Origin of the sequence: Komarekiella delphini-convector SJRDD-AB1, assembly GCF_014831675.1 — a bacterium.
In the GTDB taxonomy this organism is placed as follows: Bacteria; Cyanobacteriota; Cyanobacteriia; order Cyanobacteriales; family Nostocaceae; genus Komarekiella.
Genome location: NZ_VJXY01000012.1, coordinates 33836 through 49418 on the forward strand (window position 1 = coordinate 33836; position 15583 = coordinate 49418).

Genomic DNA, 15583 nt, shown 5'->3' on the forward strand with positions numbered 1-15583 from the left:
TGTAACTGAATCACCTAGAAGAAAAAACACTCTGATTCCTAAACTGTTTTTGCTCAAGTGTCATTTGTCATGTGTCATTCGTTTTATGATTTTTGACCAATGACCAATGACTAATGACCAATGACTTAACTTAATTAGATTTATGCAGAAGTTCTGCGATGATGTTGCAATTCTGTTCGCAACAGGGCAATTTCTGCTCGCAACTCGTCAATATCTGCTTGCAAGTCAACTGAACTGGAACTGGGTTGCCCAGTACTTGTAGTAGTTTGACCAGCATTGGCAGCTTCGGCTGCACGATTTGCCCGTTCTAAAACTTCATCTGTAAACTGGCGCAGTTGCTCTCTAGCTTCAGCATCAAATTTTCCCAGATCACTCAAAGCATCTGTCAAGGCGACCTCTAGTCGCTCATTAATCACTTCTGCTACTGCTCTGCCTACGAAAAAGGCTTGCACAAGGGGGTTACTCATAAATTTTTGTTACGCTTATCCGCAAGAGAATTATAACTTGCCCGTATGCATTGCGGCTTCTACTGTAGAGCTAGAAATTTAGTGTTGCAGACTTTTGAGTCTAGATAGCATTCTTTACCACTTAATAAGCAATTAAAGGCAAAATCAAACTTATAATGTGGTAATTACGGTTATAAATGGAAAATTTGTCGTAATTTAAGAACATTAAGTTTTATTACTGAGGGTATAAGGCGGTATCGACACCAAGCACGCACAGTAATGACTTGCTGCTAATCATTTACTTCTACAGTTTGACAATTATTTTTAATTAAAGTTTAGTGTTTAAAAAAATATTAAAGACAAAGAAATGGATCTTTTTACGTTAATATTAATACCTTTTGTAGTAGGAATCTTTACTAACAGAGTAGATGCACTTATAATAGCTTCCTCTGTTGAAAATGTTTTGAAGCGCCTGCATCATAATGACAAGCAAGTTAATCAAGAACTAGAAAAAATACTTAAACTTTGTTTCCTATCGGCACTCCAAACTATTGCTATAGAATGTCATAAAGAACTAATTAAATTATCTCCTGTGCAGCGCTACCGAGCAGTAATTATTTATCCACCAGAGCACCGGGATGAACTTCAATGGCTAGACTTAAAGCTGAAGCAGCTTGTCAAAGAGCTAAAACATGTCAAGCAAGCAAAATACGTTGACATACCATTTAAATCCCTAGATGAAATTGCATCACTACTAACCTCAGAAAGTCAGCTATTGGAAACAGGCGTTCAAGCGGTAAAGGAAAAACTCATAGCAGAAGCACTTAATGAGGAATTTATACCTGAATGCTATGCAGCCAAGGTTAAGACAGGTTTATTTGAAAAAGTGCGCGAAAACTTTACTTCTGAGATTAAGCATAATCCACTTATCCGCGAGATTTTTGAGGTCAAGCTACTAGCTAATATCAATATAAATTTAGCAGAACAGAAATTAAAAACTCAAGATTTAGAAGAATCTTGGCGTTCATATCAAACGTCACAATTGCCGCAGGCATCTGAAGCTAGGCGCACAGTTAAGCTAGAGTTAGACGTTGAAAATCTAGATGCAGCACGTTTAGAAGTGATTATTCAGCATCTTCAGAAACTTTTGGATGATGGGTCAATAAGACTACAAAGAATTGAGGAGGGTTGTATGGAGCTAGTTTTTGATGGTTCCCAAAAAGGTCTTGATAAACTTGATAATCTTTTTAAATCAGGTCAATTGACAGAAATATTAGGTATTCCTGTACAAGATGTGATAGGTGTAGATTCTAATGTTGGATTAAATAAAACATTAGTTAACTTAAGCCAATGGCTGCAAAATATAATTGAAGCAGGTTGGCAGACAGTAGAAGAGGTTTTGGGTGAAACAGACAAATTAGTATTTGCTAGAAGCGGTACTGGTGATCAAGGAGTTTTACGAGCACAGCAGATTGATTTAGAAATGCAAGCGATCGCTAACTCATTAGCTTTAGTTGTTGCTGTCCAGCCAAAAGCAGATCACCAAAGAGACATACGTCTACAAGTGTATCCAATTAGCAGTAAAACTCTGCCACAAGGTCTTAAATGCATTGTGCTTGATACATCAGGCAAGAACCTTCTAGAAGTTCAAGCCAAAAATACTAATAAGAGTATTCAACTAAATATTAGTGGCAAACCTGGAGAGCAATTTAGCGTGCAAATTCAATTGGGTGATGCTAGTACCAAGCGAAATTTTGTGATTTAACTGCCTGCAAGGGGTCGGCAATGGGCAAGTTAGTTGTAATTAATTTAATAGACGGAAATTTTGAGAGCGGTTTTGCTGTATCCTTGCAGATTTGGACGGAAGGCGATCGCCAGTGGATTGCTGCTGCAAAAGGAAAACTGCCTTCAGCTCCAGAGTTGCATGAACACTACACCCATTGGCAGTTACGATATCGTAACCATGTCTCAGGCAGATATTCTACTCGAATGGGCGTCACGGGAGGTACTGACGCTTCTATCATTGATGAAATCAAAAGAGCTAGCAAACAGTTAAAGTCCAGCCTTAATGATTGGTTAAAAGCAAACTCTAATTTTAGTCCTATCCGTGAGAAACTTTTCCAAAGCCTGAAGGACGACTCTGAGGAAATTCGGGTGATATTTGAGACTGAAAATCCAGAATTGCAGCGTTTACCTTGGCATCTCTGGGATGATTTTTTTAAGCATTATCATCGGGCTGAGGTTGCTTTGTCTTTACCAGTGAAAAAAGGACAAATAGCGACTACCAAAGGTCAAGTCAAAATTTTAGCAGTTTTCGGCAGAGACACCAGAATTAATACCAAAACAGACTGGGAGATGTTGGTAAAACAGTTAGCCGAAAACTCCAACGCCTGCTTAATCCATTTGGATAAACCGAGCTTAGAGTACTTATGTGACCAGATTGATGAGCATAAACCACAAATACTTTTCTTTGCAGGTCACACCCGTACCGAAGAAGACGCAGAGAGTGGTTTTATTGACCTTAATGACGAGGATACTATAACAATTGATGATTTAGAACCTGATCTGAGAAAAGCTGTTAAACGCGGTTTGCAGTTAGCAATTTTTAACTCCTGTGATGGGTTGGGAATAGCACGGCAATTAGCTCAGTTACACGTCCCAAATATCATAGTGATGCGAGAGCCTGTGCCGGATGAAGTAGCACAGAAGTTTTTGCAGCGTTTTCTTGAAGCATTTGCTTCAGGAAAGCCTTTACATCTTGCGGTGCGGAGAGCAAGAGAAAAAATAAATCGTTTAGAGAATAAATTTCCTGGTGCTACTTGGTTGCCAATGACTTTCCAAAATCCGGCAGAAGTACCACTGACTTGGCGATCGCTCGGTGGCATCGAAATCAAAAAGCAATCTCATCAGATTAATGTAGCAGGTTTAGAGTCAGAAACAGAGAATACAAGTCAGATAGCTTGGTTGCAAACTGTATTTCCCGGTTCTTCGCCACCAACATCACCGCCAAAGGCACAAGCTGTCGTAATTACTTGTAGCAAAAGACATGAAAATCGCTCTAGTAATCGTTTTTGCATCTACTGTGGTGAGGCTTTAACTCAACCACCGATAGTACAAAACTTTTCGCCTACTTGTAGCAGAGGTCATAAGAATCCTCTTGATAATACCTTTTGTTCACACTGTGGTGAATTTTTGAAACGGGCATCTACTTTAATTGAGCATAATACTCAGATACCACCAGCAACAGTAGAGTCAAAAGCAATACCAACAACGATTGGTAATTCTATTAATTCGGGGGTTTCTAATACAGGAAAGTCTGCGGTAATAGGGAGTATCTTGAGAGGACGCTACAAAATTACTAAAGTCCTTGGTGCTGGTGGATTTGGAAATACTTTTATTGCAGAAGATATGGATTTACCCGGCAACCCTCCCTGTGTCGTTAAGCAACTTAGACCTGCACAGACAGAGCCAAAAGTTTTGCAGATAGCAAGAAGATTGTTTGAATCTGAGGCAGAAGTTCAGTACAGGCTAGGAAACCACGACCAGATACCTGGCATCTTTGCTCACTTTGAGGAAAATCAGGAGTTCTATTTAGTTCAAGAATTTATTGATGGTCATAGCCTGGATCAAGAACTCACTCCTGGAAAGCCGTTACCTGAAATTCAGGTGATTGCTATTTTATACGACATTTTAAAAGTGCTAGAGTTTGTCCACCAGCACAATGTAATCCACCGCGATATTAAGCCCTCAAATTTTATCAGAGGTAAACAAGACCAAAAATTAGTTTTGATTGACTTTGGCGCTGTGAAGCAAATTGAACAGACAACTACTGGTGAATCACTTAGTACAGTTGTTATTGGTACTCGTGGTTACATGCCGAGTGAACAAGTCCGAGGTAAGCCAAGATTTAGCAGCGATATATATGCTGCGGGGATAATTGGTATCCAAGCGCTAACAGGCTTTTATCCCACTCAATTGAAAGAAGACCCATACACTGGAGAAATTCTCTGGCAACACCAAGCCGAAGTTAGTGATGAGGTAGCAGCTATTTTAGACAAGATGGTACGCTACGACTTCAGGGAAAGATATCAGTCGGCTGCGGAAGTTTTACAAGCTTTAGAGGAATATGTACAGAATTGTGATAGCAAATTCTACCTCTGCTTAATCAACAATTATGTCTGAATTGAAATCACTGTTTAAAGGTTTTAAATTCTAGATGAACTAATAAACTTTTAACTTGCTACTGTCATGTTAGCCAGGATATCTGATCCAGCACAATTCGCTAGTTATTACTCCTGTAAAGTTCTATTTAAACAATTGAATACTGGTTTTAGTAAACTGCTAACTATCAAAATTATCCATCATAACATTCCAGTAATTCTTGATAATATTGCTCTGGCATACTGGGTAAATACGTCATCATTTGCAAGCATTGGTTACTCAAGTTGAAACTTTGGGTAATGTTAATTTTGCTGAGAAAATTTAGATCGTGGGAAATGACCCAAAGCGCTCCTTGAAACTCATTAATACCTGCAACCACTTGTTCAACGGTTTCAATATCGAGGTTATTAGTTGGCTCATCGAGAATTAACAAATCAATTTCAGAGATGCTGATGATCGCGATCGCTAATCTTACCAACTCACCTCCACTCAGGACGGACGCTGTTTTGTGAACGTCATCATATTTAAATAGAAAGTGTCCCAATTGTTGACGCAACGACTGATAGCTGAGATTTGGATTGGCAGTTTGCATATTTTCTAAAATCGTCTGCTCTCGATTCACCAGTTCATAAGTTTGATCGAGATACACTGCTTTCATCGCTGGTGCAAGCAAAACCTCACCCGATTCCAACATTGCTGCTTGCTTATTTATCCTTAAAATTGCTTTTGCCAGACTCGATTTACCTGAACCATTAGCGCCTACAAAAGCAATGCGATCGCTAGAGGAGATATGTAACTGAATGTTTTGAATTAGCAGGCGTTCTGACACCCAAAGATTTGCACCCTGAATATCAATCAAATTTCTGCGTTTTTGACTTTTTTGCTCTAACTGAATACTCGTTGTCTTTGTTGTTTTCACTTTCGTTTCTATAACCTTTTGAGTAGCCTTTGCTACCAATGCTTCATGTTTCTTTTTTGCAGTTCCAGCTGAAGCCTCAGCTTTTGTTTTAATCAGTCCTGCGGCCGTTCTGTCTACACTGCCATGAAGAACCTGGGAGCGGCCGTTGCGACTAGATTGCGCTGCACGTTGCTGTTCTTGCATTGCTGTAGCTTGTGTACGCTTAAGTTCCTTTCTGGCGACTTCGTGCGATCGCAATGCTACTTCTAACTCTATTTTTTTCTGTTCTCGATACCAAGAAAAATTGCCGCCGTACACCTTCACACCTTCGGGTGTAAGTTCCCAAGTAACTTCTGTCACTTGATCTAAGAAAAAAGGCTTGTGTGAGACAATCACAAATGCACCAGTGAAATTCAAAAGAAACTGTCTTAAGCTTTCTAATGCTTGCAAATCCATGTGATTTGTTGGCTCATCGAGTAACAGCAAGTTGGGCTGTTGAGCTAAACCAATTGCTAAAAATAATTTCGTGATTTCTCCACCACTCAAGTTATTAACTGGTACAGATAAATCAAGCTTTGTGTGAAATTGTACTTGTAAAGTCTCCTCAATTTTCCACCATTCATCAGAGATGGAAATCAAAAAATTAAGTACTGTATCTGCTGTAATCTCTTGCTTAATAGTGCTGATCTGTGGCAAATAATAGACAATCCCATTACGCCAAACAGAACCCGCACTGGGACTAATTTGTCCTGCAAGTATCTTCAACAAAGTTGATTTTCCTACGCCGTTATTACCGATTATGGCGATGCGATCACCTGTCTCAACACTCACCTGAACTTTCTCAAATACAGTCCTAGTTGCACTGAGTTCATAAGCTAAATTCTCAGCTATTAATATTGACTTTTTCTGCATTCTTTTCAAACCTCTATTCGCATTCCACCCGTTTATTAACAATGACTACGGGTAGATTAGGTGCAAAACAAATGTTTGGTACTACTTCATTTCAGCTATCTCACTGGAGATGTCGAGAGGTTTGATATTGATTACAGTGTAGCACGAAGGAATTTCGGAAGGGTAGCGATCGCCTTTTCTATTTCCCTACTACCCGTTTTTCATTATAAACACTTAAATAATTATTGTTAAAAATATTGATTATATAAAATTGCTACTGCTATTTTAAGCATATTTGCGTATTACACAGCAAACTTGACTTACCTTACTTGTTGCCCTTGAACTTATGAATAGCTATTCATATCCAGATTTCAGTGAAAACGGTTATCAAGTTTTGCGAGAATTGGGACGTAATCGGGAAGGAGGAAGGATTACTTGGCTAGCATCAAAAGTTGATACAGGGGAACAGGTGGTAGTGAAGCAGTTTTGCTTTGCTCAAGCTGGTTCCAGTTGGTCTGGGTTCAGAGCTTGCGAACAAGAAATTCAATTTTTAAAGAAACTTAATCATCCTGGTATTCCCCACTATCTGAGTTCTTTTGAGCGACCTGATGGCTTTTGTCTAGTTCAAGAATATATCAATGCCCCATCTTTAGCAGAAACCCGCAGCTTTGCACCAGAGGAAATTAAACAAATTGCAGTTAAAGCTTTAGAAATTCTTGTATATCTGCAAAATTGTATTCCGCCGATAATTCATCGAGATATTAAACCGGAAAATATTTTGGTAGATGAGCAACTCAACGTCTATATAATTGACTTTGGTTTTGCTCGTGTTGGCAGCCAGGAAGTTGCAGCGAGTAGTGTATTTAGAGGTACTCCTGGCTTTATCCCACCTGAGCAAATGTTTAAACCAACAGACGCTACAGACTTGTATAGTTTGGGTGTAACCTTGATTTGCTTACTGACAGGAATCAAATCAACAAAAATAGATCAATTGCAAGATCAAGATGATCCATATTTAATCAAGTTTCACCATCTTCTACCTCGGTTGAGTCTACGGTTTCTAGGTTGGTTGGAAAAGATGATACAACCGCTACAGAAAAACCGTTTCGCTAATGCACAATCAGCTTTAGAAGCATTCAAGCCACTTGATGTTATTCGTGTAGCGGGAGTTGATTTTAGTGAAACAGTGCTGGAGTTTAAAGCGAAGCGATTAGGGGAAAAGCTAACGCAAAGCATTACTATTGAGAACCCTATAGCAGATACTTTACTACAAGGTAGATGGGAAATTGCACCTCATCCTAATGATCCACCGCATACCCCAGATGATCATGCTTGGATTTCGGTGACACCTGCTGAGTTTAGTGGGAATCATGCTTGGTGTCAGGTTGAGGTGGATACGAGTAAATTGATGGCGGATAAGCAGTATAAACGTCAACTGATACTGCACAGTAATGCATATCCAGAGACTCACACTTTAACGGTGAAAGTGCAGACGGCTGCTTTACCGATTGAAAAGCGAAAGATAGCCTCTGGTGATTTAATTCGGCTGTTTTTAATGACTGTGGTGGTAGCTATGGCTACGACTTGGTTTATTACTTATGCTGCAAGTGCGGTTGGGAGTTTCTTGTTAGAAATTAGTGGATATGAGAAGATTCTGTTTGTGGGTCTTTTCTCATATATATTTTGGGTTGGTTATTCCAAACTAGAGCTAGGAGTAGCCCAGGCTGTGTATTTGGCTGTGGGTTCGGTTGTGGGTATGGTTGTGGGTAGGGCTGTGGGTACGGTTGTGGGTGGGACTGTGGTTGGGACTGTGGTTGGGACTGTGGGTGTGACTGTGGGTGCGGTTGTGGGTGTGTACGTGGGTCAGTTTGTGGGTGATGCTAGATATTGGGTTATATATTTGGCTGAAGACTCATTTGCAACTGTACTAATACTACTAACATTAGGATTTGGAGCTAGTGTAGGAACTGGGATAATAGCGGGCTTTCTAAATCCATTTATTTTGTTAGCACTAACCGGAACCAGTTTACCGACACTTTTCATGCTGCTTTATTCACCCCTAAAAAGACGTAGGTTAATTACTAAATATCGCCAGTCTGAAGAATCTTTAATTAAACCGTAATCAAACAGATCCCCGACTTCTTAAAGAAGTCGGGGATCTAGTCTTGTTTGTGAGGAAGATAAGATTGCGCTCTCTTTTTTTTGCCTAACTTAAGATTGCGAAGCCTTTTTTGCAAAGCGTTAATGTAGTGCGGTAAGCGATAGCTATGCCGTCAAGCTTATTGCTTGAACAAAAAGATTACTATATATAATAACTAACTATGAATATAGGTCAATCTATGTCTACCAATCATATCGCAGAGTATTTCAACTTTCTCTCTTCTGAAGATATTAGACTGAAAAACTCAAGAATTGGTATTGAAACAATTCTTTATGAATACATTGATTGTGGACGTTCTCCAGAAGAAATTGCCCAAATTTATCAAACAATATCTTTAGAGCAAGTATATGCAACAATTCTTTATTATCTGCAAAATAAAGAAACTGTCAGTGCTTACATCAAAAACTGGATAGAACACGGTCATAGAATGCGAGAACAACAGAGACTCAATCCCCCACCAGTGTCGGAGAAACTGCGCCAACTCCGAATTGAAAGACAAGCTAAACAGCAAGCATGACACTGCAATATCTGATTGATGAAAATGTCAATCCTATATATCTAAATCAAATTAGACTACGAGAACCTAAGATTGCGATCAAAGTGTTAGGAGAATCAGGAACTCTACCAAAAAGTACACTTGATCCAGAAATCCTCTATTGGTGTGAGGATAATAATTTTATATTAGTGACAAATAACCGAACTTCTATGCCAGTACATTTAGCTGACCATATTGCTGTTAATCGTCACATACCAGGAATTTTAATTGTCAATCCAAATTTAAGTATTGGTGAAAATATAGAAGAACTCATAATAGTTGCTTTGGCATCAGAAGACGATGAATATCAAGACAGAATAGTTTATTTACCCTTACCTTAAAAATAGGCGATTACCTACGGTACGACGCTACGCGATCGCCTACTACAACACTGCTAAAATAAATCCATAACTACTTGATGCCATATTCATCCTATGACCATTGCTCAAGAATTAGATGATCAACAAGGCATCTGCCAAGATGTTATATTTCCCCCTGGTGATTTATATAGTGATGAGCCTCCCTTGGAAAGCGAACTACATCTACGACAAATAATCTTACTGTTAACATGCTTGGAATGGGTGTGGCGAGATAGAAATGATTTCTACGTGGCTGGAAACTTGACTATCTATTACAGCCCACACCAACGCAAATCAGAATACTTCCGAGGGCCAGATTTTTTTGTAGTGTTGGGAACTGAACGCAAAACCCGTAAAAGTTGGGTAGTCTGGGAAGAAGATGGCAAATATCCTCATGTAATTGTAGAAATTCTCTCTCAATCAACAGCAAATACAGACAAAGGTTTAAAAAAAGAAATTTATCAAGATACCTTCCGTACACCGGATTATTTTTACTTCGAGCCTTTCACGCTAGAATTTGTAGGATTTCATTTAGTAGATGGGGAATATCAACCTCTGCAAGCTTCGGAACAAGGGCATTTGTGGAGTCATCAGCTAGGGTTATATTTGGGAATTCATGAAGGTCTATTACGGTTTTTTACACAAGATGGGCAACTAGTACCAACACCTGAAGAAATGGCAGAACAGGCAGAACAAAGAGTAGAACAGGCAGAACAAAGAGTAGAACAGGCAGAACAAAGAGTAGAACGTTTGGCAACAAAGCTGCGCGAGTTAAATATAGACCCAGATACAATTTAAACTATTGCGATGTGTAATGTGCCCTAGATGAGAAGAAGCAATTTATTTGGGATAATGCTTGGCTAAAAATTCTTCTGCCTCTACTTTATTTTTAATTACTTTATCCAAGCTGGCTGCAAGTATATCATCTAAAATTTGTCGATACTGAGGCCCTGGTTTGTAGCCTAATATCTTGAGATCATTGCCATTTAAAATCGGCTGGATGTTAGCCAAAACTGTCAAGTAATACCATATCTGTTGCCTGAGAAAACGTGAACTGTGTAAGGCAATTAAAATTAGCATTGGCAAGTCATACTGTCGTAGCAACTGCACCACTTGACTGGGATGTTGACAACTAGGTAACAGTTCCATCACTTGGTTAAAGCTTTGGGCAAATTTCTTCAACCTAGCGATGCTATCTTCCTGCAATTGCAAATTTTGTGCCACTTTTCCCCGATATTCGGGTGCTAAGTGAATGACTAATGCTTCCAGGCGCATTTGCCAATGAATCAGGGTTTGCTGTGAGTCAAATCGTCGCAAACAACGTTCTAGCAAACGTAATTGCCGTAATATTTCTTCATCTAGCTTCAGAGTAGGATGGATGCACTGCAACGCCCCTAAGTTATCGAGTAACTGTAAAGCTGATTTCCAGTATGGAGCTTCCAGAATATGTTTCAATTCTGCTTTGAGTCTAGTTTGTAAGGCTGGAGTTCTGCTATTCTCTTGGGCAGTGCGATCGTAAACGCCACTGTTAATGGCATAACGGATAAACTCTTCCGTTTGCGGTTCAATCTCAAATCCGAAGCGCACAGCAAAGCGCACACCGCGATAAATGCGGGTGGGGTCTTCGATAAAGCTGTTGGGGTGTAAAACCCGAATTTGCTTAGCTTGTAAATCCAGTAAACCGCCAAAAAAATCAAGTAATTCACCAGCACGGGGAGGGGTGAGTCGCAGTGCCATTGCGTTGATAGTAAAATCTCGACGATACAAATCTTGACGAATAGAACTTGCCTCAACTTCTGGATTTGCCGCTGGGTAAGGATAAAATTCTGTCCTAGCGGTGGCAATATCTACCCACAAAGAGTCTAATTCTGGGTCATTGTGCCATAACAAAGCAGCAGTTTGAAAAGCTCCGTGGATTTCTAAACGAGCAGCAGGGTAAAGTTGCTGGAGTTCCTTTGCTAGCTCTACACCAGCACCGACATCTGCTGTTTTGTGAAAGCCATCAACTACAAGGTCGATATCTTTAATCATCAAATCACCTGCTGCTTCTTTTGCTAATAGCAAGTCCCTCACTGCACCACCTACTAGATAAAGATGCCAACCCCGCTTTTGGGCTGCTTGCGATGCTATGGTAAGTAATTGCCACAATTGAGGCGCAAGTTTATTCTGCAATTGAGGGAGATTAAGATGGCTTTCTCTCCTTCTCCCTCCCCTTCTGTCTCCTTCTGTTCCTCTTTCTTCCTCTCTTTCTTGATGTAATTGCCGCAATACATCAGTGCGAGTCACGATACCCACTAACTGCTCATTCTCCAACACTGGTAAGCGCCCAATATCGTATGTCACCATCAGCGCCTCAATTTGTGGCAGTGTTGTATCTGGTGTAATCGTTTTGAGATTCGTTGTCATGTAGCCTTTGACTGGCGCATGACTAAACCCGTGATGCAAGGCAATATCAATATCTCGTCGTGAAATAATGCCTACAAGTTGCCCTTGGGAATCGACTACAGATAAACCTGAGTTTCCGTAGCGCAATAAAATACGCTGGGCTTCGGCAATTGTAGTTTCAGGAAGAATAGTGCGGACAGGAGAAGACATCAAGTCCATAGCAGTGGGGGGATGGGGAATTTGCGCTTTTATCCCGTCCAAGAGTTGTTGTAATGTTGCTTTAGAGTCTACTCCCCGGAGATTCAGCGATGCTGCTTGCGAATGGCCACCACCGCCTAAAAGTTGGAATAAGAGGTTAAGATTTGTTTTAGGAATTTGCGATCGCCCAATTACTGTTAAGCGTACGTCATCTTTGTCTAAAGAATATTCATTCGCCAACAGTATGGCGTCAATTTCGGTTAACTCGACGAGTTCCGAGGCTAGACTCGATAACCCTGGCACAAAACCCTCAGTTTTCAGAGCTACCCAAGCAATGGTATATCCATGTAAACAGAGATATTCCAAATTCTCCAGTGCTTGGGTTAATAGCTGCTGCAATTGGGGAGATAAACCAGGGTCACGGTAAGTGGAAATTACTGACAGACTTGCACCTTGTTCCATTAACCAAGCCAAAGCTAAGGCATCGCGTGATGTGGACTGGTCAAATGTCAACGAGCCAGTATCAACGTGGATACCCAAAGCCATCACCGTTGCTTCGGCAGGAGTAAGGGAAATTTGGTGTTGTTGCAATTGCTCCACAATTAAAGTTGTGGTAGCTCCCACAGAGGAAATATATGATTGCGTAGCTGGAATATTTGATTCTTGCCCTAGGTGATGGTCATAAACTATGATTTCTTTTAAATGAGGTAAATCTAACCACTCAGCAGCTTTACCCAAGCGATCGCGGTGTTGCGTATCCACCACAGTCAGGGAACGAATGTTTTCAGGAATAACTGAACGCCTTTCAATCAGAGGATATTCATCTCGATGCAAGGCCAAAAAATCCCGCACAGGAGGGTGAGAGCCGCCAGATAAGACAATCTTGCTCCCCGGTAGCAAGCGTGTTAGCCCTACCGCCGCCCCTAATGCGTCAAAATCAGCTGTTGTATGGCAAAGAATTAAGTCCATAATTAAAAGTCATTAGTCATTAGTACTTAGACGAAGAGAGAAGTTTGAGGGTCGGCTTCCGACGCTCCCACGTCGAAGAGAGCTGCACTATCCATTGGCGCAGCCTGCCAAGAGTAAAAAGTTCTATAGGCGGGTTTCCCAACCTAGGAAACTTTTCAAGACAGGCATCAGAACTTCGGGGACAAAGGACAAATGACTAAAATGTAGCAATTTCTGCTAGCTTAAAAATAAGGAAAAACTGTCAGTGTCGCCCTTTAGGATATTCTATCTTTAGTATTTCGCTAGCTTGGGAGAAGCAAAAATGACCATAATATTCCAAATTGCTTTGATAGGTCTGGTTGCGCTATCTTTTGTCCTCGTTGTCGGTGTCCCTGTCGCTTATGCCACTCCCCAAAATTGGAATGAATCTAAAAAGCTACTCTGGCTTGGTTCAGGGGTCTGGATTGGGTTAGTGTTTTTAGTCGGTCTGTTAAACTTTTTTGTCGTATAGACGACGGCTTCGCTCTGGCAGAGGCACATAATATAAAAACTAGAGGGGCAGAAAAGCCAAGTTGAAAGGTTAAAGGAAAAAAAGAGATATCTTTTTCTTAGTTCCCTTTTCCTAACCGTGCTTTCCTGCTCCTCTACATTTTTTAAAGAAGAAATGTATATTGGCCAGAAGTATACCTGATTCAGAGGCAGTCATGGCAGTTTTTGAGGGAAGTTTTATTCAAACAGAACCTTTACGGTTTGCAGTGGTAATTGGTCGATTCAATGACCTGGTTAGCGTTAAACTCCTGGAGGGGTGTCAAGATTGCTTGAAACGCCACGGTGTAGATACCAACCCCCACGGCAATCAGGTAGACTATGTTTGGGTACCGGGAAGTTTTGAAGTACCTGTAGTAGCTCGCCAACTGGCACTGTCCCATCGCTATGATGCCATTATTTGCCTGGGTGCAGTCATCCGGGGGCAAACACCTCATTTTGATATCGTCTCTTCGGAAGTAGCAAAGGGCGTTGCTGCTGCTAGCTTTCAAACAGGTGTACCTGTGATTTTTGGTATTTTGACAGCTGATACTATGCAGCAAGCCTTAGAACGGGCAGGCATCAAAAGCAATCATGGCTGGGATTATGCTATGAGCGCCTTGGAAATGGCAAGCCTCATGCGGCAGTTGCGTTCTAACCTGGCAGAGCCATATCGAAATACCCAGTCTTTGCCAGCTTCTTTTCAGAGTGCCAACCTAGGCAATTTAGCTGCTGAGTCGGAAGAAATAGGCTAGTTCGTCATTAGTCCTGTCTTTAAAAGTTTTGAGCCGAGGCTTCCTCGGATCAAACTTTTCGCTTTGTCCTTTGTTATTCACTAATGACTAATGACCAAATCCAGGGGTTGACAATTAAGAACAAATCTGAGATTATAATATTTACATTGAAATTGCGGGTATAGCTCAGTGGTAGAGCGTCACCTTGCCAAGGTGAATGTCGCGCGTTCGAATCGCGTTACCCGCTTCTAAAAAAATGTAAAATATAATCAGTACTTTAAGTCTACGCCAAGAGCGATTTAGCAAGCATTAGACATCTATAGATGCAAGCAAGTCGTTTTGTGTGCGGTGTACTCACTTGATCTAAAGAAGCCTGTTTAAATAGCAGTATTGTAAGGTACAACACGTCTTTTGGCAGTGAATTTAGCCAAAATATATCTAGATAAAAAAGTCACTCAAACGGGTTGGAGTTCTAACTTTACTGTCTCTATACAGATGCTTATAATTTGTGAGGAATAAAAAGTAGAGAAATACTCAAAGATAACCGTGTTGCTTGTAGAAGTTGCTTTTCCATGCTGGTTGTTTTAGCAGTTATCGCCACGTAGACTTAAGATCGTACTAGATATGTCAGTACAATAAGTGCCTGCCAAATGTAAATACATTCTTTTAAAGCCAAAGATGAAGAGGAAAAAATTTTTAACCCAGACTGCTAATTACAGGGAAGGACAACAGATAGCTATCCTCTGGTCAAATAACCAGTCCCCTAGGCAGCAATCACGACAGCCTTGAGTTGGCTTCATCTGCTTTTTGTAATCATGGTAGTGTTTACCTCACTATCCATATAAAAAAGTTGATCACAGGGAAATCAGTTGCTAAGGCATTGATATTCTCGCAGTTTGTAAAAAACACGCTCAAGTTATTAGAACGCTTGTGCAATCTCAAAAACCTGAAAAAATAGACTTTAATACGGAATATCCCTGTCCCTGCCGTCGCCGGGGGCGGTTAATTCCGATTACGTTGACAGAAGCATTTGGTTGCGATCGCTGTCAGCAAATATTTGTACTGGAAGATAATGGTTATGTCCTAGAACAACTTTCTACAACCTATCCCTACAAGCGGGCTTGGCGTTGGACGGGAAATAGTTGGCATGTTGTTCATCCTAGATTAGGAGAAAGCTATCTGCCTATAGCACTGGGCATTATTTTCGTGCTAGTGATTATATGGCTGCCATTAGCACTGCGATTGGCAAATAGTTCCAGCATTGTTGCTTGGGCAATGGTGGCGGTGCTATTAGCTATTCTGCCAGCATTAATGGTCTGGCTTACCTACAGACGTTAACTCA

Annotated in this window: 12 protein-coding genes and 1 tRNA gene; 10 read left to right on the forward strand and 3 right to left on the reverse strand. The window is 40.6% G+C overall.

Annotated features, from left to right (window positions below; genetic code table 11):
- Positions 1-140: 140 nt before the first annotated feature.
- Entirely contained in the window at positions 141-467 is a 327-nt protein-coding gene (locus tag FNW02_RS12945) for a DUF6825 family protein (protein ID WP_191757950.1), read from the reverse strand.
- Positions 468-813: 346 nt separating this feature from the next.
- On the opposite strand from FNW02_RS12945, the gene FNW02_RS12950 reads away from it, so the two are divergent.
- Entirely contained in the window at positions 814-2211 is a 1398-nt protein-coding gene (locus FNW02_RS12950) for a DUF1822 family protein (RefSeq protein ID WP_191757951.1), read from the forward strand.
- 20 nt (positions 2212-2231) lie between these two features.
- Positions 2232-4628, forward strand: a complete 2397-nt coding sequence (locus FNW02_RS39905; protein WP_191757952.1) for a protein kinase domain-containing protein — start codon at positions 2232-2234, stop codon at positions 4626-4628.
- Positions 4629-4800: 172 nt separating this feature from the next.
- On the opposite strand, the gene abc-f is transcribed toward FNW02_RS39905, so the two are convergent.
- Positions 4801-6417, reverse strand: coding sequence for a ribosomal protection-like ABC-F family protein (abc-f, locus tag FNW02_RS12960; protein WP_191757953.1), 1617 nt, complete (start codon positions 6415-6417; stop codon positions 4801-4803).
- A 325-nt stretch (positions 6418-6742) separates the two neighbouring features.
- On the opposite strand from abc-f, the gene FNW02_RS12965 reads away from it, so the two are divergent.
- The 4 genes from FNW02_RS12965 to FNW02_RS12980 all read left to right on the forward strand — a co-directional run bounded on the left by FNW02_RS12965 (position 6743) and on the right by FNW02_RS12980 (position 10249).
- The gene (locus FNW02_RS12965) at positions 6743-8518 is read left to right on the forward strand and encodes a serine/threonine protein kinase (protein ID WP_191757954.1); all 1776 of its coding nucleotides are present in this window, start codon (positions 6743-6745) and stop codon (positions 8516-8518) included.
- Positions 8519-8735: 217 nt separating this feature from the next.
- Positions 8736-9074 (forward strand): DUF433 domain-containing protein, encoded by a 339-nt coding sequence (locus FNW02_RS12970; RefSeq protein WP_191757955.1) that lies wholly within the window; start codon positions 8736-8738, stop codon positions 9072-9074.
- Positions 9071-9433 carry a DUF5615 family PIN-like protein gene (locus tag FNW02_RS12975; protein ID WP_191757956.1) on the forward strand — a complete coding sequence of 121 codons (363 nt, stop codon included), beginning with the start codon at positions 9071-9073 and terminating at the stop codon, positions 9431-9433. Before FNW02_RS12970 ends, FNW02_RS12975 begins: the two co-directional genes overlap by 4 nt.
- A gap of 93 nt (positions 9434-9526) precedes the next feature.
- The gene (locus FNW02_RS12980) at positions 9527-10249 is read left to right on the forward strand and encodes a Uma2 family endonuclease (RefSeq protein ID WP_191757957.1); all 723 of its coding nucleotides are present in this window, start codon (positions 9527-9529) and stop codon (positions 10247-10249) included.
- Between the two features lie 42 nt (positions 10250-10291).
- Here FNW02_RS12980 and FNW02_RS12985 read toward each other — a convergent pair whose 3' ends face one another.
- On the reverse strand, positions 10292-13003 hold the full coding sequence (locus FNW02_RS12985) for a CBS domain-containing protein (RefSeq protein WP_191757958.1): 2712 nt from the start codon (positions 13001-13003) through the stop codon (positions 10292-10294).
- Between the two features lie 301 nt (positions 13004-13304).
- On the opposite strand from FNW02_RS12985, the gene psbZ reads away from it, so the two are divergent.
- The 4 genes from psbZ (at position 13305) to FNW02_RS13005 (ending at position 15579) form a co-directional block, all read left to right on the forward strand.
- Positions 13305-13493, forward strand: coding sequence for a photosystem II reaction center protein PsbZ (gene psbZ / locus FNW02_RS12990; RefSeq protein ID WP_191757959.1), 189 nt, complete (start codon positions 13305-13307; stop codon positions 13491-13493).
- A gap of 193 nt (positions 13494-13686) precedes the next feature.
- Positions 13687-14262, forward strand: a complete 576-nt coding sequence (gene ribH / locus FNW02_RS12995) for a 6,7-dimethyl-8-ribityllumazine synthase (RefSeq protein ID WP_191757960.1) — start codon at positions 13687-13689, stop codon at positions 14260-14262.
- A gap of 154 nt (positions 14263-14416) precedes the next feature.
- Positions 14417-14488, forward strand: a tRNA-Gly gene (locus FNW02_RS13000).
- 683 nt (positions 14489-15171) lie between these two features.
- A complete protein-coding gene (locus tag FNW02_RS13005; protein WP_191757961.1) occupies positions 15172-15579 on the forward strand; it encodes a hypothetical protein in 408 nt (135 codons plus the stop codon).
- The last annotated feature ends 4 nt before the right edge of the window (positions 15580-15583 follow it).

What these genes read in the sequence shown, in the direction of transcription:
- FNW02_RS12945 (WP_191757950.1), bottom strand. Translation starts at nt 467, where the DNA reads ATGAGTAACCCCCTTGTGCAAGCCTTTTTCGTAGGCAGAGCAGTAGCA.
- FNW02_RS12950 (WP_191757951.1), top strand. Translation starts at nt 814, where the DNA reads ATGGATCTTTTTACGTTAATATTAATACCTTTTGTAGTAGGAATCTTT.
- FNW02_RS39905 (WP_191757952.1), top strand. Translation starts at nt 2,232, where the DNA reads ATGGGCAAGTTAGTTGTAATTAATTTAATAGACGGAAATTTTGAGAGC.
- abc-f (WP_191757953.1), bottom strand. Translation starts at nt 6,417, where the DNA reads ATGCAGAAAAAGTCAATATTAATAGCTGAGAATTTAGCTTATGAACTC.
- FNW02_RS12965 (WP_191757954.1), top strand. Translation starts at nt 6,743, where the DNA reads ATGAATAGCTATTCATATCCAGATTTCAGTGAAAACGGTTATCAAGTT.
- FNW02_RS12970 (WP_191757955.1), top strand. Translation starts at nt 8,736, where the DNA reads ATGTCTACCAATCATATCGCAGAGTATTTCAACTTTCTCTCTTCTGAA.
- FNW02_RS12975 (WP_191757956.1), top strand. Translation starts at nt 9,071, where the DNA reads ATGACACTGCAATATCTGATTGATGAAAATGTCAATCCTATATATCTA.
- FNW02_RS12980 (WP_191757957.1), top strand. Translation starts at nt 9,527, where the DNA reads ATGACCATTGCTCAAGAATTAGATGATCAACAAGGCATCTGCCAAGAT.
- FNW02_RS12985 (WP_191757958.1), bottom strand. Translation starts at nt 13,003, where the DNA reads ATGGACTTAATTCTTTGCCATACAACAGCTGATTTTGACGCATTAGGG.
- psbZ (WP_191757959.1), top strand. Translation starts at nt 13,305, where the DNA reads ATGACCATAATATTCCAAATTGCTTTGATAGGTCTGGTTGCGCTATCT.
- ribH (WP_191757960.1), top strand. Translation starts at nt 13,687, where the DNA reads ATGGCAGTTTTTGAGGGAAGTTTTATTCAAACAGAACCTTTACGGTTT.